Here is a 23,246-nt window from a genome sequence, read left to right as displayed (position 1 = left end):
TTATAGAGTTGTGGTAAACTTAAAATCTTAACGTAAATATTAAGGAAGATTCTCAAATAACGAGCTATACATGGAAAGAACCCCTTTTAATGATCTAAATTAAGAATAGCAAAAAGGGAGTAATTATCAAAAAAAGCAAAATTTCTCCTATATGGAAGAAATTCTGCTTTTTTTATTTATGGAAAAGAAAACCCTAGGCTAGGCCTAGGGTTCCAAAAAGCTTTCAGCGTGGTATTAAAAAAACTCCCCCAAGGTGTTAAAATATTTTTGGTTCGCCAACCAAAATATCAGCATACGGAGGAGTTTTTTTGTCAAAAGACATTAATAGTTTAGCACATACAAAGTGGAATTGTAAGTATCACATAGTGTTTGCCCCGAAATACAGGAGGCAAATAATTTATGGAAAAATAAAAAAGGATATCGGAGAAATACTACGCACACTATGTGAAAGAAAAGGTGTGGAGATAATTGAAGCAACCGCGTGTAAAGATCACGTACATATGTTAGTGAGTATTCCACCTAAAATAAGTGTGTCCGCATTTGTAGGTTATTTAAAAGGAAAAAGCAGTTTGATGATATTTGACCGTCGCGCCAATTTAAAATACAGATATGGAAACCGAAAATTTTGGTGTACGGGCTATTATGTGGATACAGTTGAAAGAAACAAGAAAGTAATAGAAGAATATATACGTAACCAAATACAAGATGATATAGTCGCAGAACAATTAAGTATGATGGAATACATTGATCCATTCACTGGTGAAGAGGTAAAGAAAAAGAAACGAAAGTAAGAAGGAAGAAGGCCTTTGAGGTCTGGCCAGTAGAAGTAGTACAAAAGGCGAACCATTCAGTAGCCCTTTAGGGTTTGGTCAGTAACAAAGGCTTTCAGCCGTAGAGCAAACCACCCGTTCTCACGGGTGGTTTTGATTATTTCAACTTTTTCGTGTATTCCTTGACCATTTCGATGGTTACTAATTTTCTTGAAGGAACAACTCCTTGTTTTGCTAGAGAATTAATTTCTTCTGTTACTGCATTAATTTTTTTAACCGAAAATTTTTCTCCATTTAAGCATTGTTGCACTGCTTCTTCAATATATTTTTCACGCGCATAGTCCAGCTGTTTAAAAACGTTTACGCGGCTATTTACTTGTTCAACATGTTTCGTAATTGCTTTATGTACACTCATTTTTTTACCCCTTTTTTTCCTATGTTTCTCTTATTGTAATATTGAATGCAAGAAAATGAAAGAAAATTTATTTGAAGATGACATAAAATAATTATGGTAAACTAAACTGTGATTTCTGCTGTTACAATCCAATTAAGATGCAAAATCATAATACTTCCATATAAGCCGACTGGGATAAGCAGGAAGAGTGTCCACGCTTTTTGATACTTTGTAATAAATAATAGCCTGGCAATGCAGAATAAAACAATAGAAAGCGAAATTTTGCAAAAAAGAAAAAGGAAAGGTGAAATATTCCAAATGGTTTCCATAAGAGGGTTGAATTCGGTAATCAGCTGCAGATGCATGCCTACATATGTAAACAGCCCATCAATAAAATTTAAAAAACTAATTAGAATAAATAATATTTTCATGCCATCAGCCCCTTTGACTAGTATGACCAAAATGACAATTGTTTTTACTAATTATCCCAATTATTGATTGAAAACTAAATAGGTATATGATAGTGAAAGTAAATATAATTCGATTGTAACAAGCTACACTGCATTACCGCGCATAATATCTCTTATGTGCGGTTTTTGAAAGTATATAGTATAATAATTAGCAGGAAATAACATGGATGAAGGACTGATACTGATACAATGAGAGAAAAAGATCGCTTATATGAATGGTATGAAGAAGAATTAATCCTATTTACTACTCATATGGATAATAAGGACTATAGTAAATTTACGATCGATAATTATATTCGTGATGTTTTGCTCTTTTTAGAATATATTACACGTAAAAGTCAGCAGAAAGTTGCTTTAGATGACGTGAAAAAGATGACATTAACATTATTTATGAATGAGTTAAAATCAAAACGGGGAAATAGTGCAGAATCCAGAAATCGGCGTCTGACCGCAATCCGCTCCTTTTATAAATGTTTAATTGATTATGAGCTCGCCGCCAAAAACCCAGCAAATGAGTATGAAAGTGCAAAAGAACGAAAAGGAAAACTCCCAAGCTATCTTGAAAAAGAGGAATTAAAATCTTTTTTTGGAATGATAGAAAAAGCGTCTCAAAGACAGCATGTAAGAAGAAACAAAGTAATGCTTGGTTTAATGGCTTTTGCCGGACTGCGGGTAACAGAGATTCATACGCTTAACTTATCCTCCATTCATACACACAAAAGAGGGATACAAGTGCTGGGAAAAGGAAATAAAGCAAGATATATTCCACTTCCGAATACATTGTATGAAGAACTTCTTTACTATATTGAAGAAGATAGAATTATGCCAATGAAAGGGCAAGAAGAAGCAGTTTTTATCTCCAGACGAGGCAAAAGAATATCACGAAGAAGAATCCAAGAAATAACGGAGCGCATTTGTGAAATAGTCGAAAAAGAATCTCCAACATTCAACTGGAAATCAAAAGGAATATCCAGTCATAAATTAAGGCATTCCTTTGCAACCCATTTAGTACGGGATGGAAGAGATATTAGAACTGTCCAAGAATTATTAGGTCATACTAATTTAAATACAACACAGAAATATACACATGTATCCGATGCGCAAAAAGAGAAGGCAATGGATATCGAACTATCGGATTATTTCTCTTGATAGTTAACATAATAATATTATGTTAACTATCAAGAAGATTGTCTAGTTTTAGTAGTTGTTGCTTCTGACGGTCAGGATTATTTAAAATCAACAATGAAATTGAACAGAGCCAAAAGAGCCAAAAATAAAGTGGGGGCAAAAATGAAAAAAGTTTAGTTGAGATGAATATTAATGAACCATAATAATATTATGTTAACAAAAAAGATTATTGTTACGATCTTTTTTTGTTTAATATCTTGATTTCGAGATAAAATTACGTTACAATATAACTATAAATTTAAATATTATTTAAGGAGAAAGTCCTATGATAAATTTTGAAACCATTATAAAAAACAGAAGATCTGCTAATAATTTTGTTGAAAATGTATCGATTTCCAAGCAAGAATTAAATGAAATATTTGAAGAAGTGAAACTGGCGCCCAGTGCTTTTAATTTGCAGCATACCCATTATTTAGCCGTTCAGGATCATGCATTAAAAGAGAAAGTAAGAGAAGCAGCGTTCGGTCAATACAAGGTTCAATCATCATCTGCCGTTATCATTGTTTTAGGAGATAAACGAGCTTATCAAAATGTGGGAAAAATTTATGAAGGATTGCATATGTTAGGGGTTTTAAATGATATTCAATATGAAGCAATAGTCCAAGAAATAATTCAATTACATGAAAATCGCGGAATTGTTTTTCAACGGGATGAAGCGATACGCAATGCGTCTTTATCCGCAATGCTCTTTATGTTGGCAGCGAAAAATAAAGGGTGGGATACTTGTCCTATGATAGGATTTGATCAAGAAAAAATGCGCGAATTATTATCAATTGATGACAACCTAGAACCTGTACTAATGATTACGATAGGAAAAGAAAAAGTAGAAAGTCGAAAGCCGCGCGGTTATCGTAAACCAATTGGTGAATTTGTTACCTATCTATAGGGAAGGAAACATCATGAAAACAGTTACAGCTGGAATACATCCTATCTCAGCAATTGCTGGTAATCCGCAAGAGAATATAGATTTTTATAGTGAAGGATGAGGGTTGCTACAAGTAAAAAAAGACGGTTGATTTTGAAAATCCTGAACCCTACTATTTATCCCACGCTTAACGGTCTGTAAGACCCCCACCTCGAGGATGCCGAGAAATCGAGGAAACTAGGTGGGGGATAATAACCCGTAAAGGTCCGATAAGTGCAACTAACTATCAGTGGGGATGAGGAAAAACCCCCACTGATGGAAGTTTACTTTATATTTTGGCAACGAATCAGGTGATCCGGGCACTACCCTATCATTTTCTCCTTGGAACAAAGCGTATCCAAGAAGAATTGGCGATGGCCAGGCAGGTGTAACATCTTTTGCTATCCCTGTTGGTACTTTGGACTACTGGAAGCGACGACTTCAATCGTCTTCTGAAAAATAATTGAAAGAACACGCTCTAATGAATAAGTAGTTCAGATACTGTGGAAAAAATGTAAAAACGTAGACTAAATAACATTAGGAATAGTAAGGCAAAAAATAGCTTACTTAACACACAAAAATGCTTGGATTATAAATATAATTCAAGCATTTTAGATTAACGGTCTTATTGATGGAATTAAAGCACCCTTTAGCTTAATAAAAAACCTTGTATTGATACAAATAATGAAAATAAAAAAACACCAACCATTAACCAGCCGTTTACTTTTCGCTCTTTTCGAAATTCCTCTAACCCCATAATCAACATTGTTAGACCTAAGAGAAAAATCATAATATGGTTAAACTCAAAATTTTTCGTAATTAGTCCATAAGTAGCAAATAAAATAGTTACTACTGATAAAATATAACGTAGAATTTTTAACAAAATACCACTCCCATTTCCTCTTCCCGAATAAAGCTGCCCCATTACTTTAAGTATATTTTTTCATAAACTCTTTATTTATTTTAACATAAAATTACAATTACCTTTTGAATGCATAAGAATTAACATATTAAATAGTATACCTTTTAACATCTTTATTCTCCATTGACAAGAGTTATTGTCATTATGTGAATTTTATTGGGGTTCGCCCTGCCATTTCTAATGTTAAAACCTAATAAAAGTTGAGATATAAGGTGAAAAAGAGACCATATCAACTATACGATTTGGTCTGCTAATTGATATGTTATTTCATATATTTCTCCACGATAACTGAACTACTTATTTAATGAAAAGAGGATTCTTTTTTCGATTCACATGGGCTAATTTAGAGTTAATAGAACGAGAGCAAGGATTATCTGGTCCATTGGAGAAATCAATGATAATGGCATACATTACCTTCCTTTTGAATAGAATTAGTACAAAGTGTTTATAAACTTAAACATCATTGGTTGAACTGCACGTTAACACGTGAAAAAGGAAGTGCTGCCATGCCTCAAAAAAAAAATAGCATTATGGTAAAAGCTGATCTGAAGAAAGTATGGAATTTTGTAAGGTCTATGAATAATTGGGCTCCATTAGTTCCAGGCTATATTCACCATCAAATTCTTTCAGATTTAGTATCTACTTGGGAGTTTAAAACGGACTTTGGTTTATTTTCCAAAAAAATTCAGCTACGAGTAGACATTTTAAAATGGGAAGAACCAAGCAAGGTGACATTTAAGTTAACAGGCATTAACGAGAAATTTTCTGGCAACGGCTTTTTTTTAGCAGTTCCAATATCGAAAAGGGAAACAAAAATGACAGGTTTTTTGCAAATAGAAGCATTTGGCACCTTTGCTGCGATGATAAACAGTATGCTCGAACCAAAATTGGATGAAATAACTGAAGAGCTAACAATAGGAGTCTGTAAAAAAATCGAAAATTCATAGATTACCATAATTATATTATGTAAACAAAAATGATCGTAGTATCGCGATCTTTTTTGTTTTGATTTATTTCATGATGCATAGGTATAAAAAGACTAGACTAGCATTTTTACATAAAATCGCATGTTATGCCTGCTAACGAGGGATCAAAGATTGTCCTCTTAATAAAAGAAGGTTTGTTAAGACAAACTACTTTCTGGTCTGGTAAAGGTGTAATCGATTTAGAAATATATGGCATCCTTAAAGAGGACTACAAGCAATTTGTTATTAAGTGAACCTTTCCATCAGTGGGGGTTTTCTTCATCCCCCACCTAGCTTCCTCGATTTCTCAGCATCCCCGAGATGGGGGTCTTACTGCCCGTTAAGAGTGGGATAAAATAATACACTTAAATTGGATTTCTTGCTTTTGCTTTTATAGATGAATTTGTGTTATACTAATATTTAACAATGTTAGAAAGGATGATGGGTGGACGATGATTAACTAATCTTATTTTTTACATTTGAATTTAAAATTTCAAATCATACAAAATAGGATTAGTCTGCCCACTTTCTATATAAATAGTAGTTCAAATAAGAAAATAGCTTCAGAGTGTAGAAAAATCTGGAACGAGCACTTAATGGCTGTCGTTTAATGCTCGATTTCTTCGTGGTTTCGCCATTCTTGGATTCTTATTACCTGCATGGTAACTTAAGCTTCCCACAAGGCTTCGCGACTCGAATGACAACCATTATCGATCAGTCTGGAGATATTTATGAAATAGCTTATTTGATTATGTAAAGGTACGGCTAATCCTTCCAAATGAACTGGGAGGATTTTTTTATTGGCTTAAACAGCTACGTCCTATGTGTCGTATTCCTCCCATATAAAGAGAGGGAATGATTTAATGAAAGAACTATTAAAATTAACAAATATTAGCTATGAGGTTCTGGATGTTGAGATTTTTAAAGAAATAAATGCAAGTGTTCAGCATGGGGATATCATTGGTGTAATTGGAAAAAATGGAGCTGGTAAATCTACGTTGCTGCAATTAATAACCAATGAATTAGTGCCAGCACAAGGCCGAATAGAATGGCTGCAACAAGATGTAAAACTTTTTATGGTGGAACAAGAAACGCAATCTTATTTTTCCGAAAATAAGAATCCTTTGGAGGATAAATTACTTGCAAAGTGGCATGTACCAGCAAATGATTTTTCACAACTAAGTGGGGGAGAAAAACTGAAAGCACGACTTGCAAAAGGTTTTTCAAAAGATGCAGACCTTTTGCTATTAGATGAACCGACAAACCATCTCGATGAGGAAAGCTTAGAAATCCTCTGTAGGCAAGTAAAGAATTATAAAGGCACCATAATTCTTGTTTCGCACGATCGTTATTTTTTAGATGCTGTTGCAACAAAAATATGGTCCATTGAAGGGAAAAATCTTTTGGAACACAGAGGGAATTATTCTAGTTATATGGAGGTTCGCAAACAGAAAAGACTTACCCAGCAGCGTGCATATGAAAAACAGCAAAAATTGGTTGAAAGGATTGAGGGCCAAATGAATGAGCTCACTTCTTGGTCGAAAAAAGCGCATGCACAATCGACAAAAAAGGAAGGCTTTAAAGAATACTATCGTGTTAAAGCAAAAGGGATGGATGCACAAATAAAATCAAAACAAAAGCGTCTGGAAAAAGAGCTGGAAAAAGCGAAAGTTGAACCTGTTGAGTCAGAGTATGCGGTACAGATTTCAATGAAGGCAAATAATAAGGTAGGAAAACGTTTTTTAGAGGTAAAGAATTTAACAAAGTCTTTCGATGGTCGCATACTATTTAAAAACGCCAATTTTACGATACAGCATGGGGAGAAGGTTTCCATAATAGGTCCAAATGGCAGTGGAAAGACGACTTTATTAAAAATTATGGTTGGTCAGGAAACGGCTGGAGGCAATGTGTGGATTTCTCCATCTGCAAAAATTGGCTATTTAACGCAAGAAGTATTTGATTTACCACTAGAACAAACGCCTGAGAAGCTATTTTATAAAGAAACTTTCGAAGCGAGAGGAAAAGTTCAAAATCTAATGAAGCATTTAGGATTTATAGCTTCTCAATGGACAGCACCCATTAGGAATATGAGTATGGGTGAGCGTGTGAAATGTAAGTTAATGGAATATCTGTTAGAAGAAAAAGATGTGCTTATTTTAGATGAGCCAACAAATCATCTTGACTTAACTTCTCGTGAAGAACTAGAAGATACGCTAGCTCAGTATAATGGAACGCTAATTGTCGTTTCACATGACCGATATTTTCTCGAAAAAACAACAACCAGCAAACTCGTTATTTCCAATAATAACATACAAAAGCTATGGGATGAATTATCCCCAAAAAGAGATATTCTGGATGAAATACGTTTAAAGCTTGAAACAGAAAGACAAGAAGTTTTAGGAAAGCTTAGCTTTATGACCCCAAAGGATGAAGCATACACTGTTCTTGACAAGAAATTTAAAGAGCTTACAAAACAAATAAAGGAACTTTTGTGACATAAAGACTTTAGTTCAGCTTTACGATCATCTTGATACACTGTAACTTCCTTTTATAAAAATTGGTCACACTACCAGTAAAGGAGGGTGACCAATGAAAATAGCAGATCATGTATATGGATATCGAACGGCAATCAGCAATGCAATGATCATCACTGGATTAGGAGAAACAAAACAGGATTGGGTGCTGATTGATGCAGGAAAACATAATATATCGTTTTCCTGCTTTATTTTAGTGAGATCAAAACGCTTTATGAACACCATTATTTCTGATAATCTAATAGATAGAAAGAAATATGATGTTGTAAGGAGAATAATATTTTACATGAAATTAGTAACATGGAACGTAAATGGAATAAGAGCATGTGTAAAAAAAGGATTTCTTGATTTCTTTCAAAAAGTGCAAGCAGATATTTTTTGTATTCAAGAATCAAAATTACAAGAAGGGCAAATAAATTTAGAGTTGGATGACTATCATCAATTTTGGAATTATGCAGAGAAAAAAGGCTATTCCGGAACAGCAGTCTTTTCCAAAATTAAACCGCTATCGGTTATTTATGGAATAGGTGAGGATTTTGAAGAAACGGAAGGACGAGCAATTACTCTAGAATTTGATACATTTTACCTCGTAAATGTTTATACACCAAACTCCAAAAGGGATTTAAGCAGATTACCGTATCGACTCGAATGGGAAAAGCAGCTGCAGTACTATTTACTTGAATTAAACGCTAAAAAGCCTGTTATTTACTGCGGTGACTTAAATGTAGCACATCAAGAAATCGATTTGAAAAACCCGAAATCAAATTTAGGCAATTCCGGATTTACATTGGAGGAACGGGGAGAAATGAGCAATCTGCTTCAAGCTGGATTTATTGATGCATTCCGCTACCTTTATCCAGAAAAAACGGATGTTTATACATGGTGGTCCTATATGGCCAAAGTAAGGGAACGAAACATTGGATGGAGAATTGATTATTTTATTCTTTCGGATCGTTTACAAGATAAACTGCTGGAAATAGAAACTCATTGTCAAATTATGGGAAGTGACCATTGTCCAGTATCTGTAAACATAGATTTATCCCACTCTTAACAGGCAGTAAAACCCCCACCTCAAGATACAGAGAAATCGAGGAAGTTAGGATGCCCGTAAAAGGCCGATAAAGGTACACAAACTAAGGTCGCCACTTCCTGTGGCAACGTTTGTATCATCCATATCCTGTGGAACGCAACTAACCATCAATGGGGATGAAGAAAACCCCCACTGATGGAAAGGTTCACTTTAAAAATTTGAACTGGCAACTGATGGACCTGGATTTGATACAGATGAACCGATTGATCAATTAGGAGAATCATTGGCCATGCCGCCATTTTTAGAATCGCAGCGGCCAAAAATTGAAGCGAAATTAAAATCGCTCTCTACTTTTAGTGACAAATAGAACAAATCGTTTTTTTCATGAATGAACAGCAGATAAAATCCAACTGCCTGTCTTTATATGCTATGATGGACGTATAAAAATACAGAGACAAGAGAAGTTTTTAAGGGGGAAATACAATGAAATGTGTTTCGATTGATTTAGATGGCACGCTGTTAAATGATCATCATGAGATTTCAGATGCTAACAAAAAAATGATAAAAAAATTGAAGAATAATAAAGTGCACGTAATTTTAAATACTGGCCGACAATATCCGGACGTCATCAAAGTGAATGGGGTTTCCGATTTGGAGGTTCCGATTTTTTGTTTGAACGGAAGTATGATGTATTCTCCTACTGGAGAATTATTATATGAAACAACACTATCTAAAACTTTATACAAAGAGCTTTTAGCTGAATTGCAGCAACTTCAAGTCGGCATCCTTGTTTATACAAATCAAGGCGGATTTCCAGCAACGTTGCCTCAATTAAGAGGAAAAGCATGGGATGAAATAGAGAAAATGTTTGAAGACTGTGACTATGAAAATATCCCACATATAGATAATGTGAAAATATATAAACTAATCGCTGTTGTTGCGGAAACAGAAATTGCTAAAATAGATAAGGTCAAGGAAACACTTCGTCAAATAAATACGATCTCTTATTCTTCTTCTTTTCCCAACAATTGTGAAATTACATCAAATGAAGCACAAAAAGGAAAAGCAATTAGACGGTATGAAAACATAAAAAAAGTTACATTTGACGAAATTTATTCTTTTGGTGACGGCGGCAATGATGTGACACAGTTTGAAGTTTCGACACGTTCTTTTGCGATGGAAAACGCTCCTGATGAAATCAAAAAAAGTGCAAGTGATATTACCAAAAGCAATAATGAAGATGGAGTGGCCTATGCCATTGAGCATATTTTGAAATTAGTATAAACAAGTGAGAAAGTGTTTCTGAGGATATAAGGCAGAAGCACTTTTTTTCAAGCATTTTTCCATAAAATAATTTATAATGTTTAATTGGGATATAAACATAAATGGAAACTCACAATAGTTTTTTTATCCCCACGGTTGATAAGATGCATTTTAAAAGATCGAAAATACACAAATATCAACCAGGACTGTGTTCTTACATCAGGTTTTTACTCTGAAACTATAAAGAGGAAATCCATTTAATAGGGAGAATGATGAAATTTTGAAGAAAATAGTTTTTACAGGTGGAGGAACAGCTGGGCATGTTACTCCAAATTTGGCATTAATTAAAGAATTAAATAATAAAGAATGGGATATGCATTATATTGGGTCTAAAAAAGGCATTGAAAAAGAACTGATCGAAAAAATAAATATACCCTATTATTCTATCTCAAGTGGAAAATTAAGAAGATATTTGTCTGTTGAAAATGTAAAAGATATTTTTAAAGTATTAAAAGGTTGTTTAGATGCTAGAAGCTTATTAAAAAAAATAAAACCGGATGTTGTTTTTTCAAAAGGGGGATTTGTTTCTGTACCCGTAGTTATTGCAGCAAGCATGTTGAAAATTCCAGTCATTATTCACGAAAGCGATATAACGCCTGGGCTTGCGAATAAAATTGCGATGCGATTTGCTTCGAAGATTTTTACTTCTTTTGAAGAAACATTAAACTATCTACCAAAAGACAAAAGTACCTGTTTTGGATCACCGATTCGAAAAGTTATTTTAACAGGATCTGCAGCTGCCGGTAGACATTTTTTAGATTTTAGCAGTGCGAAGCCGATTATTACCGTAATGGGTGGAAGTTTAGGGGCAAAAAAAATTAATGAAGCAATCCGTGAAAATTTAGAAGAGTTAACAAAAAAATATCAAATTGTTCATTTATGCGGAAAAGGCAATGTTGCAGAGAGTTTAACAAATAATAGAGGGTATAAGCAGCTGGAATATGTTCATGATGAACTTGCTGATATATTAGCGGCGACCAGTATGGTAATTACAAGAGGCGGATCCAATGCCATATTTGAATTTCTTGCGTTAAAATTGCCTATGCTGATTATTCCATTAAGCAAACAGCAAAGCAGGGGAGACCAAATTTTAAATGCAGAATCTTTTAGCAAAAAGGGCTATTCCTTGACGTTGGAAGAAGAAGATTTAACTCCTCAAACGTTTTTAGCAATGGTACAGGAATTGGATGATAAACAAGATATCCTAAAAAAAGCCATGAATGAAAACACAAAGCAGGATGCACTTACAGCGATACTTCAGGAAATAAAAAAATATTAACACTATATTTTCAAAAAGGGCTATCCATCATTTAGGAAAGCCCTTTTTTAACAGATAAAAAAGTATTAGTTTTTGGAAGTCTGATAGCTGTCTAGCTCCAGCGCCTATTGCCTATCGAACTTCAGGTTTTCTCCCTACGATAAGTCAACATCGATTCGCTAACGCTCATCGTGTTTCCTTTATCTCAGTCGAAGCCCTTCCAGTTCGTACGGCAATGAGCAAGGCGCTTGCGCTTTTCTTAACAGAATATCTATTTTTTTATCCTTTGTCTTGCTATTTTTGCTGGAAAAAGCCACAATAAGAAATGTTCAGCCGTGTATTAGCGGCAAAAGAAAGTAGGGATACATTTGCAGGATTTTCGACAATTAGGAATTTCTTCTGCCTTGCAGGAAACATTAAAAAAACAGCATATTAAAATACCAACACCAATACAACAAAAAGCTATTCCGATTATTTTAGACGGAAAAGATATTGTGGCACAGGCACAAACAGGGACTGGAAAAACATTTGCGTTTGCCTTGCCTATATTAGAAAGATTAAATAGAAAAGCCACCTTTATTCAAGCATTAATTCTTAGCCCGACTCGGGAATTAGCCATACAAATAACTGAAGAGATAAATAAAATAAAAAGTGATGATATTGATGTGTTAGCTGCTTACGGAGGTCAAGATGTTGAAAAACAATTACACCATCTTCAGAAATCAATATCAATAGTAGTAGCTACACCTGGAAGATTAATAGATCATATCAAAAGAGGAACAGTTGACCTAAGTCGATTAGCATGCCTTGTATTGGATGAAGCAGACCAAATGCTTCATATTGGTTTTTTACCAGAAATTGATTTCATTATGAAGCAAACGCCAAAAGACCGTCAAACACTGTTATTTTCGGCAACCATCTCGGATGAAATTAAAAAACTGGCGAAAAAATATACAAATAATGGGATTTTTATTACAGTAGAAAAGAAGCAGGGTCCAGCATTAACAGTGAAACAAATGAGCATCCATACTCCACCACGAGTTAAACAAGCAGCTTTAATGACCATAATAAAAAAAGAGCAGCCTTTTATGGCCGTTGTTTTTTGTCGGACCAAACGCCGTGTCAGCAAACTTTATGAAGCATTACGCGCCCACCATTTTTCATGCAAGGAATTGCATGGCGATTTATCGCAAGGAAAAAGAGAACAAGTGATGAAAGAATTTAGAGACGGAAAATTTCAATTGCTAATTGCAACCGATGTAGCAGCACGTGGATTGGATATCGATGGAATCACCCATATTTTCAATTATGATATTCCTTTGGATGCTGAAAGTTATGTGCATAGAATTGGCCGTACAGGAAGAGCTGGTTCTGAAGGTGCAGCCATTACTTTTTATACATCAGAAGACCGATTATTATTAGATTCGATTGAGAATCAATTACAGATCAAAATTGAAAAAATTCAACTTCCGAAAAAAGAGGAAGGCAAAAAAGAACAGACTGTTGTAAAAAAGCAGCAAAATGCAGCAGGCAAGTCGACTCGGACTTCTAAAGGTCGAAAAGGAACAGGCAGGTCTAAAGAAAAAGCATTTTCATCAGAAAAAAGACAAGAAAAAAAACAGACTTCAATTTCTTCTCGAGAAAAACAAGAGGAAAAACAGCAAAAGAAAATGGAGAAACCATTAAATAAAGGAAGAAATAAAAATGCAACTGGAAGCGCCATTTTTAAGCCGAAAAAATCGAAAAAAAAGTAAAGGCAAGCATGAACGGATAGAAGGGAGTAAATAGATTGTTAAAGAAACAATTTGAACACTATATTCAAAATCAAAACAATAAAAACAAAGATGGAAAGTATACTTTTTTACCAGAAGAAAAGGCTTATGTTTTAAAGCATGGCTTGTTGGAGGAAGCAGCGCTTTCTGTAACGGAAAGTGCTGAAAGATTCCAGCCTATTTATATGGAACTAGCGGATAAAGAAAGCGACGATATTGTGAAGGAAAATATGGAGTCCACCTTTTTAGAGGAGAAGATGCATTATTTCGAAAAAAATCTCGATTATTATCTATATATGGAAACAGAAGCATTTCAATTAATCAAAATTGATGCTGTTACATTAGAAGTGGATTCTGTATTTCGTACTTATGAAGCGATGTTTGGCTTAAAACTGCCTAAAAAGCTCGAAACCTCTATACGCGCATATTTTGATCAAATAATAACGAATAAAGAGCAAACATATAATCTAATATTTAATAATCAAGATGGACTATGGGAAGTTAATTTTCCAATTGAAACGCTCAGCGATTTTTCTAAAAACATGGAAATTAGAGAAGCAATGCAGTTGATTTACTCCTTTTTATTTCAAATGGAAAAGAATTTAGAAGGAAACAATCATTAAATTTTGAGATGAGAGGGTAGAGGAGAATGGAGAATTCTATTATTCAAGTTAAAGTTAACTCAAATGAGTTTGCTTGGGATAAAGAAAACGGAATATTTACTTTTGATGGAGCACCTTCCCTATTATTTTGGGATTCTGCAATTGAACTCTTTCTACATACGATCAAGGAAGTATCAGGGGAAGATGTATCGACGACGGTATTTGAGGCCACTGGTTTCCGAATGGGACAGCTAGTTAGTGAATATTATAAGAATCGATATGATATAGAAGAAATATTAAAGCAATATACAGATATATACAGAAATGCTGGTTGGGGAAATGTTCATATCCATCATTATTCTTTAGAAGAAAAAAAAGTAATCGTGCATTTAAAAAATAGCTGGGAACATCGTATTTTTGAGTCATTAAATAAACATCAAGCGGGCGTAATCCTCCCATGTCATTGGGCTGGAGTTTTCAGTGGATTATTTGAAGAAGATATGTGGTACAAAATCAATCAAAGCCAATTAGCTGGACATGATTATGATGAAATTGAACTTTTTGCTTCGACTATTACGCCAAATCAAAATATACATGATCTTGCACGACAGAAGGAACAGAAAAATATCAATGAATTAGAACAAGAAATAAACAAACGAACAGAAGAATTATCGGGACTTGTCAAAACCTTATCTACACCAGTATTGCCTGTATTGCAGGGAATACTGGTTATACCACTGGTTGGAAAATTTAACGATGAACGGATGGAAGATTTATTGCAAAAAGCTCTTTATGAATTTACTAAGCAAAGAGCGAGTTATCTGCTGTTGGATTTAACTGCTTTAAAGGGCTTTGATGAGTATATTGTCCATCGATTGCAAGGCTTAGTGAAGGCAATTGAGCTTATTGGAGGAAACTGTGTATTAGTAGGTATTTCAGCTTCTCTTAGTATTCATCTTGTAAATGCAAGCGTTGATTTAAAAAATATTCAATCCTTTGCGACATTAGAACAAGGTGTGGAATTTGCTCTTGAACAAATTGGATTTGATATCATTACCAAAAAGAAAGAAAAATAATATTATTACTGGAAGAGGCCTTTACAAGCTCTCTTCTTTTTTTATTAATTTCTTTAAAACTGGCAAAAATAATCAAACAGATATGGGTGGATTCATAGAACATCCTTTTTTTGTAAAATATCAAAAAACAGGAACTTATAATGAACATTGTCGAGTATATGATATGGCTGGAAAAACTTGCAGTCGATGCAGAAATACAATTGTTCAGACAACTATTTCTTCGAAGAAAACATTCTATTGTCCTGGCTGTCAATATTAGATTGCATTTGTTTACTTCCTACATAATCTGGCCATACTGTTTAGCTAGATGAAAAATAGGGGAGAAATGCATGAAAACAATTAAAAAAGGGATATTGGTTTTATTTGTTTTTTCAACCATGCTACAACAAAATTGGAGCAGCAAACAGCATGTGCAAGCGATAGGACAGACTAGCAATTTAAGTTCTGACATTCTGAACTTATTATCAAATGAGCCTGCTTTAAAAGGAAGTCTAGCCGGGATCAGCATTCGTGACGATCAGAGCGGCAAGATTATATTTGAGTATCAAGGAAATACGAGATTGGCGCCAGCTTCCAATATGAAGCTGTTAACAGCAGCTGCTGCCTTAAATGTATTAGGGAAAGATTATCGTTTTAAAACGGAAATTTTTACAGACGGAATGCTAAAAAAAGGAAAGCTACATGGAAATCTTTATATAAAGGGAAAAGGAGACACAACACTCCATACATCTGATTTCGATGAATTGGCAAAAATCCTGAGAAATAAAGGAATCAAACAAGTAAAGGGCAATTTAATCGCTGATAGCAGTTGGTATGATTCTACACCGCTTTCTATTGATTTAGCTTGGAGTGATGAAGAAACTTATTATGGAGCAAAAATTTCGGCATTAACAGCCTCTCCTAATAATGATTATGATGCAGGAACTGTTATCGTTGAGATTAGTCCAGCAAAAACTGCCGGTCAGCCTGGCAATATAGAAATCAAGCCGAAAACAGATGAAGTAAAATTAATCAATAAGACACGAACCGTACATAAAAATGAAAAAAAAGAACTGTCATTTACCCGCTTGCATGGTAGTAAAACCATAGAAGTAACTGGTACCATCCCTGTTGATGAATCCATGGAAAAAGAGTGGATTTCCGTATGGAATCCAAGTACCTATGCCGCTGATTTATTTAGCAAATCTATGGAGAAAAACCACATTCAATGGAAAGGTGCCATACAAGAAGGAGAGACACCTGAATTACCATCCCTATTAGCTTCCCATAGCTCGGTTCCATTATCTGAGCTTCTTATTCCATTTATGAAGCTTAGCAACAATACGATTGCAGAAACCCTTCTAAAAGAAATGGGCAAAGTAGAAAAAGGAGAAGGAAGCTTTGAAAAAGGGCTGGAAGTGATGAAAGAAGAATTGCCTTCTTTTGGCCTTCACCCAAAAAACATGCTGCTGCGGGATGCATCTGGTATTTCGCCAATTGATTTATTGACACCTAATGATCTAACGATGCTATTATTTACAGTCCAAAAAAAGCCTTGGTTCTCTGTGTATATAAATTCTTTGCCTGTTTCAGGAAACAAAGATCGTATGGTCGGCGGATCCCTCCGCAACCGCCTGCAATCGGAGAATACAAATGGAAAAGTATTTGCAAAAACAGGATCTTTGTCTGCGGTTAGTACACTGACTGGTTATGTACAAACAAAAAGCGGAAAAAGAATGATCTTTTCCATTTTGTTAAATCATTTAATAGACGAAGAAAAAGGAAAAGCGATTCAGGATAAGATAGTGGAGATATTGGCAGAGCAGTATTAGTATTAAGGTCTATAAAAATGGGATTTCACAAGCATAATTTATATCATTTACAGAAGTTACAATTTTTAAAAGGTAGAGTAAACGAAACGCAAATAAAAAGGGCTGAATAGTTTGATTCAAATGAATCGTGTATTGCCCTTTCCTCTACATCTTATTTTCTCCCAAAGTCTGCTTTTATTTCCCCATATCGATTAGTATCCCATTTAAGCACTTTGTTTGAATAGGTGTTTTGTCTTAACCAAGCTTCTGCACGTTCAATCATAAGCCATAGTTCTTCAGTTTTGCTGTCTCTTTTTAAAGAAGTATTCGCTTTTTTGTTGCGCACCCATGAAAGAGCAGTCATACTGTCACTGTATATAGTTGTTTCTTTTCCTACTTTTTTTAAATAGGAGAGGGCGTGTACAATACCAAGAAATTCGCCAATATTATTGGTGCCAAATACGGGGCCGTAATGAAAAATGGTCTCTCCGGTTTTGGTATGCACTCCTCTATATTCCATTAAACCTGGATTACCGCTGCATGCCGCATCAACAGAAATGCTGTTTTCATCTATCATTTCAAGTGAAGCATTTGGTGTTTGCTTGCCAGACGTTTTTGAACGAGAAACGGTTCCAGTATTTTTGCCTTGTGAAAAAGCATCCTGTGCTTCTTCTAATGATGGAAAGGATTTAAAGGAAGCACCTTGGAACCCCTTTGTTTGTTTTTCACATTCAGCCCAGGTCGAAAAAATCCCTGTTTTTCTGCCATTCCAAACGACATAATATTTCTTTTTTGCCATTAAACCAACCTCCAACTTGCTGTCATTTTCCTATCATAACATATGGAAGAGAGAAATGAATGCTTCTAGTTAGAAATCTTAGCCAAGCACTATTCCGTTATGAAGAATCTAAACTTTCCTCAAGAACCATTCATTCATACACAGTTAAAATTCTTCTCCCCTGAAGCTTAAAATGGTGGTTAAAACATATTCCTTAACTGCCGATATATATACAAGTAAGTTTTTTCTGATAAGACATTTGACAAATTTTACAACTCACTAACATTTGTAAAATAAATGTATGATTAGTTTGGGATATTTTTATCTATTTTTTTTTAGGCCTAGTACTCTTATAAAACCGTTATATAATATTAGTCATATGATTGGAGAAAAGAAATTGAATGATAAAAGCAAAGATACAAAATGGATAATATTATTATTCTTTTTTGTTCCTTCTACGCTAATTCTAGACGTAGTTTTTCACTATTTAAATAATTTTTTATCTGTCCTGCTGCATATCACATTTAGCATCGGTTCTGTTTTTGTATTTATGTTGTTATTTCGAAATATTTCGAAGATCATGAAAGAATTAAAAAACAGTCACATAAAATTGCAAACTATATTTGAAACGATGGACATTGCAATATGGCATCATGATTTAAGATCGAACAAGCTGATGATCACAGCAGGAATGGAAAAAATATATGGACGTTCCAACAATGATTTTTATCACCGGCATTCGCTTTGGAAAGAAGTAATTCATCCAGATGATTTGCATACTCTTGCAAAAAGAAAAGAACAATTAAAAACAGGTAAAAGTGTTACTAGCATCTATAGAATTATAAAGCCTGATGGTGAAATACGCTGGATTAAAGATAAAGGAATACCTAAATTAGACCAAAATCATAATATGTTCGAATTCACAAGTGTTCTGTTTGATATTACAAATAGCAAAGAAAGTGAAGATCGTTTTAGTACACTTGTAGAGATGTCCCCTGATATTGTATCCGTAATTAGCGATTCTAAAATACTTTATATAAACAAGGCAGGAAGCAAATTATTTCAGAAGGAAAAGCAAATGGATTTGATTGGAAAGCCAGTTCAAGCTTTGCTTTCCACTGATGATTTCAACCGTATAAACAAACAATTTTCAGAACAACAAAAAAAGAAAAAGAAGAGCATTGGGTTTGAAATACTGATCCATACATTTAATGGAAAATCAATAGAAGTTGAAATTTCCTGCATGCCTATATTATTTGCTGGAAAACAGGCGATTCTTGTGGTTGGAAAAGATATAACCAAACGGAAAATAACCGAACGTATGATAAATAATCTAGCATTTGTTGATACTTTAACGGACCTGCCCAACAGAAACAGGTACCGGGAATATTTAAATGAACGTTTACATGATTCTGCTATTCAAACAATGGCCATCTTATTTCTCGATTTAGATCAATTTAAACGTATTAATGATACAAGAGGACATTCTATTGGAGATATTTTGCTAAAAAAAGTAGCAAGCCGTTTAACTAAAGCAGTACAGGAAAACGTATTTGTCTCAAGGCTCGGGGGTGATGAATTCTTAATTATACTGGAAAATAAAAATAGGGAAGAAGTTAAACTATCAGTAAACACAATAATCGCTGCATTTGCCAGCCCCATTATTATTAACAAAGAAGAATTTTATATCACGCCAAGCATCGGAATCAGCATGTACCCTGAAGATGGGACAGATCAAGAGTCCTTAACTAAAAATGCCGATGCAGCCATGTACCTTGCAAAAGATTCTGGAAAAAATAATTATCAATTTTATTCTTCTATGCTTGCAAAAAAAAGCTCTCGAAAAATGGAATTGGAAATGGCGTTAAGAAAGGCTGTTCAATACAAGGAACTCCAGCTTTATTATCAGCCACAGGTTGAATTGCATTCAGGAAAAATAATTGGATTTGAGGCATTGCTGCGTTGGTTTCATTCCAAGCATGGCTTTATTCCTCCAGATGAGTTTATTCCGATTGCAGAAGAAACTAATCTTATCATACCTATTGGCAAATGGGTTTTTACGCAAGCCTGTATACAGAAGAAAAAATGGGATGAAGCAAATGTGGCCCCATTTAAGATTAGCATCAATATATCTGTTAGACAGCTTCAAGCGAAGGAATTTGTAAAAGAACTATATGGTATAGTACTGGAGCTTAAAGTAGATCCCAACTTGATTGTGTTAGAAATCACAGAAAGTATTATGCAAGATATTGAACAGTCTATTATGATTCTTCATGAACTAAAAAACTTAGGCTTCCAAATTTCCATTGATGATTTTGGAAAAGGATATTCCTCCCTTAGTTATTTAAAATATTTGCCTATAGACTCAATAAAAATCGACAAATCGTTTGTTGATGACATTGTACATCCTGTACATCAAGGTTCCTTGGTAAAAGGAATAATTGATATTGGCCAAAATATGCATTTTTCTGTTATAGCAGAAGGGATTGAAGAAAAGGAACAGGTTCAGTTTTTAATAGATAATCATTGTAAATATGGACAAGGGTACTATTTTAGAAAACCTCTTCCTGCTGATGAAATGGAAGAATTTATTTTGCCAATACTAAATAGCTCCAAAAGAAGGTAATTTTCTGATAGAGTTATTTATGACGAGTGACTAGACAAAAATAATGATAGTACAAAAAATATCGTAAACGAAGCGTTCTTATTTGAATAATCCATCCGTTTGCAGGTAACATAGAAAAAGCATTAAATAGTCGAAATCCTATTGTATTGGGATAATCTAATAAAGTTGGTGAAATTAAATGCCTTGTCAAACAAGTAAAGAATTAGAAAATTTATTAAATGAAGCAAAGCAATACACAAAGCTTGGCAAAGTAGCAGATTATATCCCTGCATTAAAAAAAGCAAATGGGGATGATTTATCTATTGCTGTATATCATCCAGACGGAAATTGTATATCTGCTGGCGACATTCATGAAAAGATCACTCTTCAAAGCATCTCAAAAGTATTGACCCTTGCTCTTGCCTTAATTGAGTGCGGTGAAGAGCATGTGTTCAGTAAAGTAGGATATGAGCCTACAGGCGACCCTTTTAATTCAATTGTAAAATTAGAAATGAGCAATCCGTCAAAGCCGCTTAATCCCATGATTAATGCTGGTGCCTTGGCCGTAACGCATATGATCAAGGGAGACTCTGTGGAAGAACGGCTGAATAAGATTTTGTCTTTTGTCCAGCTATTGACTGGAAACGAAGACATTACCTATTCAGCAGTAGTATCACAGTCTGAATTTGAGACTTCTCATTTAAATAGATCCTTATGCTATTTTATGAAGCAGCATGGCATTATTAATGAAGATGTAGAAGAATTATTAGACTTGTATACGAAACAATGTGCCATTGAAGTAAACTGTTTAGATTTAGCAAGAATCGGCATTATTTTTGCGTTGGATGGGATAGAACCAATAACGCAAAAAAGAATTATGCCGGCATATGTTGCCCGCATTTGCAAAACCTTTATGGTGACATGCGGCATGTACAATGCTTCTGGAGAATTTGCGGTGCGTGTCGGCATTCCAGCAAAAAGCGGAGTATCCGGTGGGATATTAGGAGCCGTTCCCAACCGATTCGGCATCGGCATTTCTGGTCCTGCTCTAGATGAAAAGGGAAATAGTGTTGCCGGGTTAAAATTATTAGAAATGCTCGCTGAAAAATATTCCTTAAGCATGTTTTAAAGAATAGGATTATCTTTTATTAATAGCAGCCTTTTAGAAAAAGGGTTGTCGTTTATAAAAGATAATCCTTTTTTTCTGGTATCTCTAATGGAATTTTCCGAAAACATCTGCAGGTTTCTGATTAAAATATTTTTGTCCGGGTATGATAAAACTACTTACTCGTATGATTTTTTTAGAATATACATGCAAGATAGAAAGACAGGGGGATAAGCAAAGTGAATTTAACACCACAACAACGGATCGAATTGCATGGATTTAATAATTTAACCAAGTCGTTAAGCTTTAATATGTATGATATTTGCTATACAAAAACAAAAAAAGAAAGAGAAGCATACTTACAATATATTGATGAACAGTATAATGCAGATCGGCTGACGAATATTTTAAAAGATGTATCCGATATAATTGGTGCCCATGTATTAAATATTGCCAAACAAGATTATGAACCACAAGGGGCAAGTGTTACATTGCTTGTTTCAGAAGGGCCAGTTTCAGAAGCACCAAAAGATGTTTTTGAAGAATCCCCTGGCCCACTTCCTGATTCAGTTGTCATGCACCTTGATAAAAGCCATATAACGGTACATACCTATCCAGAATATCATCCAGATGAGGGAATAAGCACGTTCCGGGCAGATATTGATGTATCCACATGCGGAGAAATTTCTCCATTAAAAGCATTAAATTACTTAATTTATTCCTTTGATACAGATATTATGATCATGGATTATCGAGTTAGAGGATTTACGAGGGATATCAATGGCCACAAACTGTTTATCGATCATGATATTAATTCAATCCAGAACTATATCCCTTATGAAATAAAAAAACAATTCGATATGATTGACGTTAATATCTATCAAGAGAACATTTTTCATACAAAATGCAAGTTGAAAAAATTCGATTTAAATAATTATTTATTCGGATATCATATGGGAGATTTATCAGTAGACGAACAATCTTTGATTACAGAAAAACTAAATATGGAAATGAATGAAATTTTTTATGGGAAAAATATCGATGGTTAAGGAAAGCGACTTGCTAATTCGACGTTGGAGCTGAAGGGCATTTGACTTATCGTAGGGAACAGACGTGAAATTCGATAGCCGCCCGCCATCGATCCATAGAAAGTCAAATATAAGTCAAATCTAATCTACTAAAGAGGGAAAACATTGACGTTTTTCTCTTTTATTGTTGTCTAGGAAATGATAAACGAAATAGAGTTGTGAAGAACTTAGCAGTATGGTTCGCATCCAGCTCCGACGTACAGGATGTACAAGTGCCGATGTTGCAACAGGACGTTGCGTACTTAATCGGCCAGCGCCTATCTCCTATCAAACTTCAGGTCATCTCCCTACGATAAGTCAACATCTACGCTTGCGCTCATCGTGTTTCCTTTATCACGTTATAACGGGCAGTAAGGTATCGCCTAAGAATTGTGAAGTAGGTGAAAAAACTGCCCGTAAAAACCTGATCGACTCAACTAACCATCAGGGGAAAATCGCCCTGATAGAAGGTTCGTCTTATCTCAGTCGAAGCCCTTCCGAAGTATAAGGATGTACAAGTGCCGATGAAGACATAAGGACGTGGCGTAGTTAATCGGCCAGTTTGTACGGTGATGAGCAAGGCGCTTGCGCTTTTGTTCTATATTTATTCTCATTTTCTTATTTTTAGTCATAATCACTATTCTTTTAATTCTATATTTGCTAAACTATTTTAGTAGAATAATGGAAAGGTGC

At 34.6% G+C, this 23,246-nt stretch carries 20 protein-coding genes and 2 pseudogenes; 18 read left to right on the top strand and 4 right to left on the bottom strand.

What is annotated here, in order from left to right; all coding sequences use genetic code 11:
* Positions 1 to 308: 308 nt before the first annotated feature.
* Positions 309 to 791: an IS200/IS605 family transposase gene (tnpA, locus tag ACTYBU_RS02810; RefSeq protein WP_445486973.1), complete on the top strand. Its 483-nt coding sequence runs from the start codon at positions 309 to 311 to the stop codon at positions 789 to 791.
* A 136-nt stretch (positions 792 to 927) separates the two neighbouring features.
* On the opposite strand, the gene ACTYBU_RS02805 is transcribed toward tnpA, so the two are convergent.
* Both ACTYBU_RS02805 and ACTYBU_RS02800 read right to left on the bottom strand, forming a co-directional pair.
* Complete coding sequence (locus ACTYBU_RS02805; RefSeq protein WP_445486972.1) at positions 928 to 1,185, bottom strand: DUF2533 family protein; 258 nt, start codon at positions 1,183 to 1,185, stop codon at positions 928 to 930.
* 101 nt (positions 1,186 to 1,286) lie between these two features.
* A complete protein-coding gene (locus ACTYBU_RS02800; protein ID WP_445486970.1) occupies positions 1,287 to 1,595 on the bottom strand; it encodes a DUF5658 family protein in 309 nt (102 codons plus the stop codon).
* Between the two features lie 228 nt (positions 1,596 to 1,823).
* Between ACTYBU_RS02800 and ACTYBU_RS02795 the strand changes: the two genes are divergently transcribed.
* Both ACTYBU_RS02795 and ACTYBU_RS02790 read left to right on the top strand, forming a co-directional pair.
* Positions 1,824 to 2,783, top strand: a complete 960-nt coding sequence (locus tag ACTYBU_RS02795; protein ID WP_445486968.1) for a tyrosine-type recombinase/integrase — start codon at positions 1,824 to 1,826, stop codon at positions 2,781 to 2,783.
* Positions 2,784 to 3,087: 304 nt separating this feature from the next.
* Positions 3,088 to 3,708 (top strand): nitroreductase family protein, encoded by a 621-nt coding sequence (locus ACTYBU_RS02790; protein WP_445486966.1) that lies wholly within the window; start codon positions 3,088 to 3,090, stop codon positions 3,706 to 3,708.
* A gap of 667 nt (positions 3,709 to 4,375) precedes the next feature.
* On the opposite strand, the gene ACTYBU_RS02785 is transcribed toward ACTYBU_RS02790, so the two are convergent.
* Positions 4,376 to 4,609 (bottom strand): DUF3953 domain-containing protein, encoded by a 234-nt coding sequence (locus ACTYBU_RS02785; RefSeq protein ID WP_445486964.1) that lies wholly within the window; start codon positions 4,607 to 4,609, stop codon positions 4,376 to 4,378.
* 545 nt (positions 4,610 to 5,154) lie between these two features.
* On the opposite strand from ACTYBU_RS02785, the gene ACTYBU_RS02780 reads away from it, so the two are divergent.
* From ACTYBU_RS02780 to dacB, 12 genes and pseudogenes are all read left to right on the top strand, one after another.
* Entirely contained in the window at positions 5,155 to 5,595 is a 441-nt protein-coding gene (locus ACTYBU_RS02780; protein WP_445486963.1) for a CoxG family protein, read from the top strand.
* A gap of 110 nt (positions 5,596 to 5,705) precedes the next feature.
* A pseudogene (locus ACTYBU_RS02775) lies at positions 5,706 to 5,867 on the top strand (GNAT family N-acetyltransferase); the annotation flags it as partial.
* Positions 5,868 to 6,476: 609 nt separating this feature from the next.
* Complete coding sequence (abc-f, locus tag ACTYBU_RS02770) at positions 6,477 to 8,108, top strand: ribosomal protection-like ABC-F family protein (RefSeq protein WP_445486961.1); 1,632 nt, start codon at positions 6,477 to 6,479, stop codon at positions 8,106 to 8,108.
* Between the two features lie 325 nt (positions 8,109 to 8,433).
* A complete protein-coding gene (locus tag ACTYBU_RS02765; RefSeq protein WP_445487544.1) occupies positions 8,434 to 9,198 on the top strand; it encodes an exodeoxyribonuclease III in 765 nt (254 codons plus the stop codon).
* A 196-nt stretch (positions 9,199 to 9,394) separates the two neighbouring features.
* A pseudogene (locus tag ACTYBU_RS02760) lies at positions 9,395 to 9,544 on the top strand (ring-cleaving dioxygenase); the annotation flags it as partial.
* A gap of 116 nt (positions 9,545 to 9,660) precedes the next feature.
* Positions 9,661 to 10,461: an HAD family hydrolase gene (locus ACTYBU_RS02755; protein ID WP_445486959.1), complete on the top strand. Its 801-nt coding sequence runs from the start codon at positions 9,661 to 9,663 to the stop codon at positions 10,459 to 10,461.
* A gap of 259 nt (positions 10,462 to 10,720) precedes the next feature.
* Positions 10,721 to 11,779 (top strand): undecaprenyldiphospho-muramoylpentapeptide beta-N-acetylglucosaminyltransferase, encoded by a 1,059-nt coding sequence (locus tag ACTYBU_RS02750; protein ID WP_445486958.1) that lies wholly within the window; start codon positions 10,721 to 10,723, stop codon positions 11,777 to 11,779.
* Between the two features lie 347 nt (positions 11,780 to 12,126).
* Positions 12,127 to 13,512, top strand: a complete 1,386-nt coding sequence (locus ACTYBU_RS02745; protein ID WP_445486956.1) for a DEAD/DEAH box helicase — start codon at positions 12,127 to 12,129, stop codon at positions 13,510 to 13,512.
* Between the two features lie 35 nt (positions 13,513 to 13,547).
* Complete coding sequence (locus tag ACTYBU_RS02740; protein WP_445486954.1) at positions 13,548 to 14,153, top strand: hypothetical protein; 606 nt, start codon at positions 13,548 to 13,550, stop codon at positions 14,151 to 14,153.
* Between the two features lie 26 nt (positions 14,154 to 14,179).
* Positions 14,180 to 15,208, top strand: a complete 1,029-nt coding sequence (locus tag ACTYBU_RS02735; protein WP_445486952.1) for an STAS domain-containing protein — start codon at positions 14,180 to 14,182, stop codon at positions 15,206 to 15,208.
* 82 nt (positions 15,209 to 15,290) lie between these two features.
* The gene (locus ACTYBU_RS02730) at positions 15,291 to 15,467 is read left to right on the top strand and encodes a zinc finger domain-containing protein (RefSeq protein ID WP_445487542.1); all 177 of its coding nucleotides are present in this window, start codon (positions 15,291 to 15,293) and stop codon (positions 15,465 to 15,467) included.
* Positions 15,468 to 15,537: 70 nt separating this feature from the next.
* Positions 15,538 to 17,019 (top strand): D-alanyl-D-alanine carboxypeptidase/D-alanyl-D-alanine endopeptidase, encoded by a 1,482-nt coding sequence (gene dacB / locus ACTYBU_RS02725; RefSeq protein ID WP_445486950.1) that lies wholly within the window; start codon positions 15,538 to 15,540, stop codon positions 17,017 to 17,019.
* 151 nt (positions 17,020 to 17,170) lie between these two features.
* Here dacB and ACTYBU_RS02720 read toward each other — a convergent pair whose 3' ends face one another.
* Entirely contained in the window at positions 17,171 to 17,797 is a 627-nt protein-coding gene (locus ACTYBU_RS02720) for a ribonuclease H1 domain-containing protein (RefSeq protein ID WP_445486948.1), read from the bottom strand.
* 376 nt (positions 17,798 to 18,173) lie between these two features.
* On the opposite strand from ACTYBU_RS02720, the gene ACTYBU_RS02715 reads away from it, so the two are divergent.
* The 3 genes from ACTYBU_RS02715 (at position 18,174) to speD (ending at position 22,535) form a co-directional block, all read left to right on the top strand.
* On the top strand, positions 18,174 to 20,402 hold the full coding sequence (locus ACTYBU_RS02715; protein WP_445486946.1) for a sensor domain-containing protein: 2,229 nt from the start codon (positions 18,174 to 18,176) through the stop codon (positions 20,400 to 20,402).
* A gap of 178 nt (positions 20,403 to 20,580) precedes the next feature.
* The gene (gene glsA, locus ACTYBU_RS02710) at positions 20,581 to 21,510 is read left to right on the top strand and encodes a glutaminase A (RefSeq protein ID WP_445486944.1); all 930 of its coding nucleotides are present in this window, start codon (positions 20,581 to 20,583) and stop codon (positions 21,508 to 21,510) included.
* A 215-nt stretch (positions 21,511 to 21,725) separates the two neighbouring features.
* On the top strand, positions 21,726 to 22,535 hold the full coding sequence (gene speD / locus ACTYBU_RS02705; RefSeq protein WP_445486942.1) for an adenosylmethionine decarboxylase: 810 nt from the start codon (positions 21,726 to 21,728) through the stop codon (positions 22,533 to 22,535).
* The last annotated feature ends 711 nt before the right edge of the window (positions 22,536 to 23,246 follow it).

The sequence above is a fragment of the Niallia sp. 03133 genome (genome assembly GCF_052663225.1).
The sequence above is the reverse complement of the archived record's forward strand: the minus strand, read 5'-3'. Positions and strand labels throughout refer to the sequence as shown.

What these genes read in the sequence shown, in the direction of transcription:
- ACTYBU_RS02730 (WP_445487542.1), top strand. Translation starts at nt 15,291, where the DNA reads ATGGGTGGATTCATAGAACATCCTTTTTTTGTAAAATATCAAAAAACA.
- ACTYBU_RS02795 (WP_445486968.1), top strand. Translation starts at nt 1,824, where the DNA reads ATGAGAGAAAAAGATCGCTTATATGAATGGTATGAAGAAGAATTAATC.
- abc-f (WP_445486961.1), top strand. Translation starts at nt 6,477, where the DNA reads ATGAAAGAACTATTAAAATTAACAAATATTAGCTATGAGGTTCTGGAT.
- ACTYBU_RS02720 (WP_445486948.1), bottom strand. Translation starts at nt 17,797, where the DNA reads ATGGCAAAAAAGAAATATTATGTCGTTTGGAATGGCAGAAAAACAGGG.
- ACTYBU_RS02765 (WP_445487544.1), top strand. Translation starts at nt 8,434, where the DNA reads ATGAAATTAGTAACATGGAACGTAAATGGAATAAGAGCATGTGTAAAA.
- ACTYBU_RS02800 (WP_445486970.1), bottom strand. Translation starts at nt 1,595, where the DNA reads ATGAAAATATTATTTATTCTAATTAGTTTTTTAAATTTTATTGATGGG.
- glsA (WP_445486944.1), top strand. Translation starts at nt 20,581, where the DNA reads ATGCCTTGTCAAACAAGTAAAGAATTAGAAAATTTATTAAATGAAGCA.
- ACTYBU_RS02780 (WP_445486963.1), top strand. Translation starts at nt 5,155, where the DNA reads ATGCCTCAAAAAAAAAATAGCATTATGGTAAAAGCTGATCTGAAGAAA.
- dacB (WP_445486950.1), top strand. Translation starts at nt 15,538, where the DNA reads ATGAAAACAATTAAAAAAGGGATATTGGTTTTATTTGTTTTTTCAACC.
- ACTYBU_RS02805 (WP_445486972.1), bottom strand. Translation starts at nt 1,185, where the DNA reads ATGAGTGTACATAAAGCAATTACGAAACATGTTGAACAAGTAAATAGC.
- ACTYBU_RS02790 (WP_445486966.1), top strand. Translation starts at nt 3,088, where the DNA reads ATGATAAATTTTGAAACCATTATAAAAAACAGAAGATCTGCTAATAAT.
- ACTYBU_RS02755 (WP_445486959.1), top strand. Translation starts at nt 9,661, where the DNA reads ATGAAATGTGTTTCGATTGATTTAGATGGCACGCTGTTAAATGATCAT.
- ACTYBU_RS02735 (WP_445486952.1), top strand. Translation starts at nt 14,180, where the DNA reads ATGGAGAATTCTATTATTCAAGTTAAAGTTAACTCAAATGAGTTTGCT.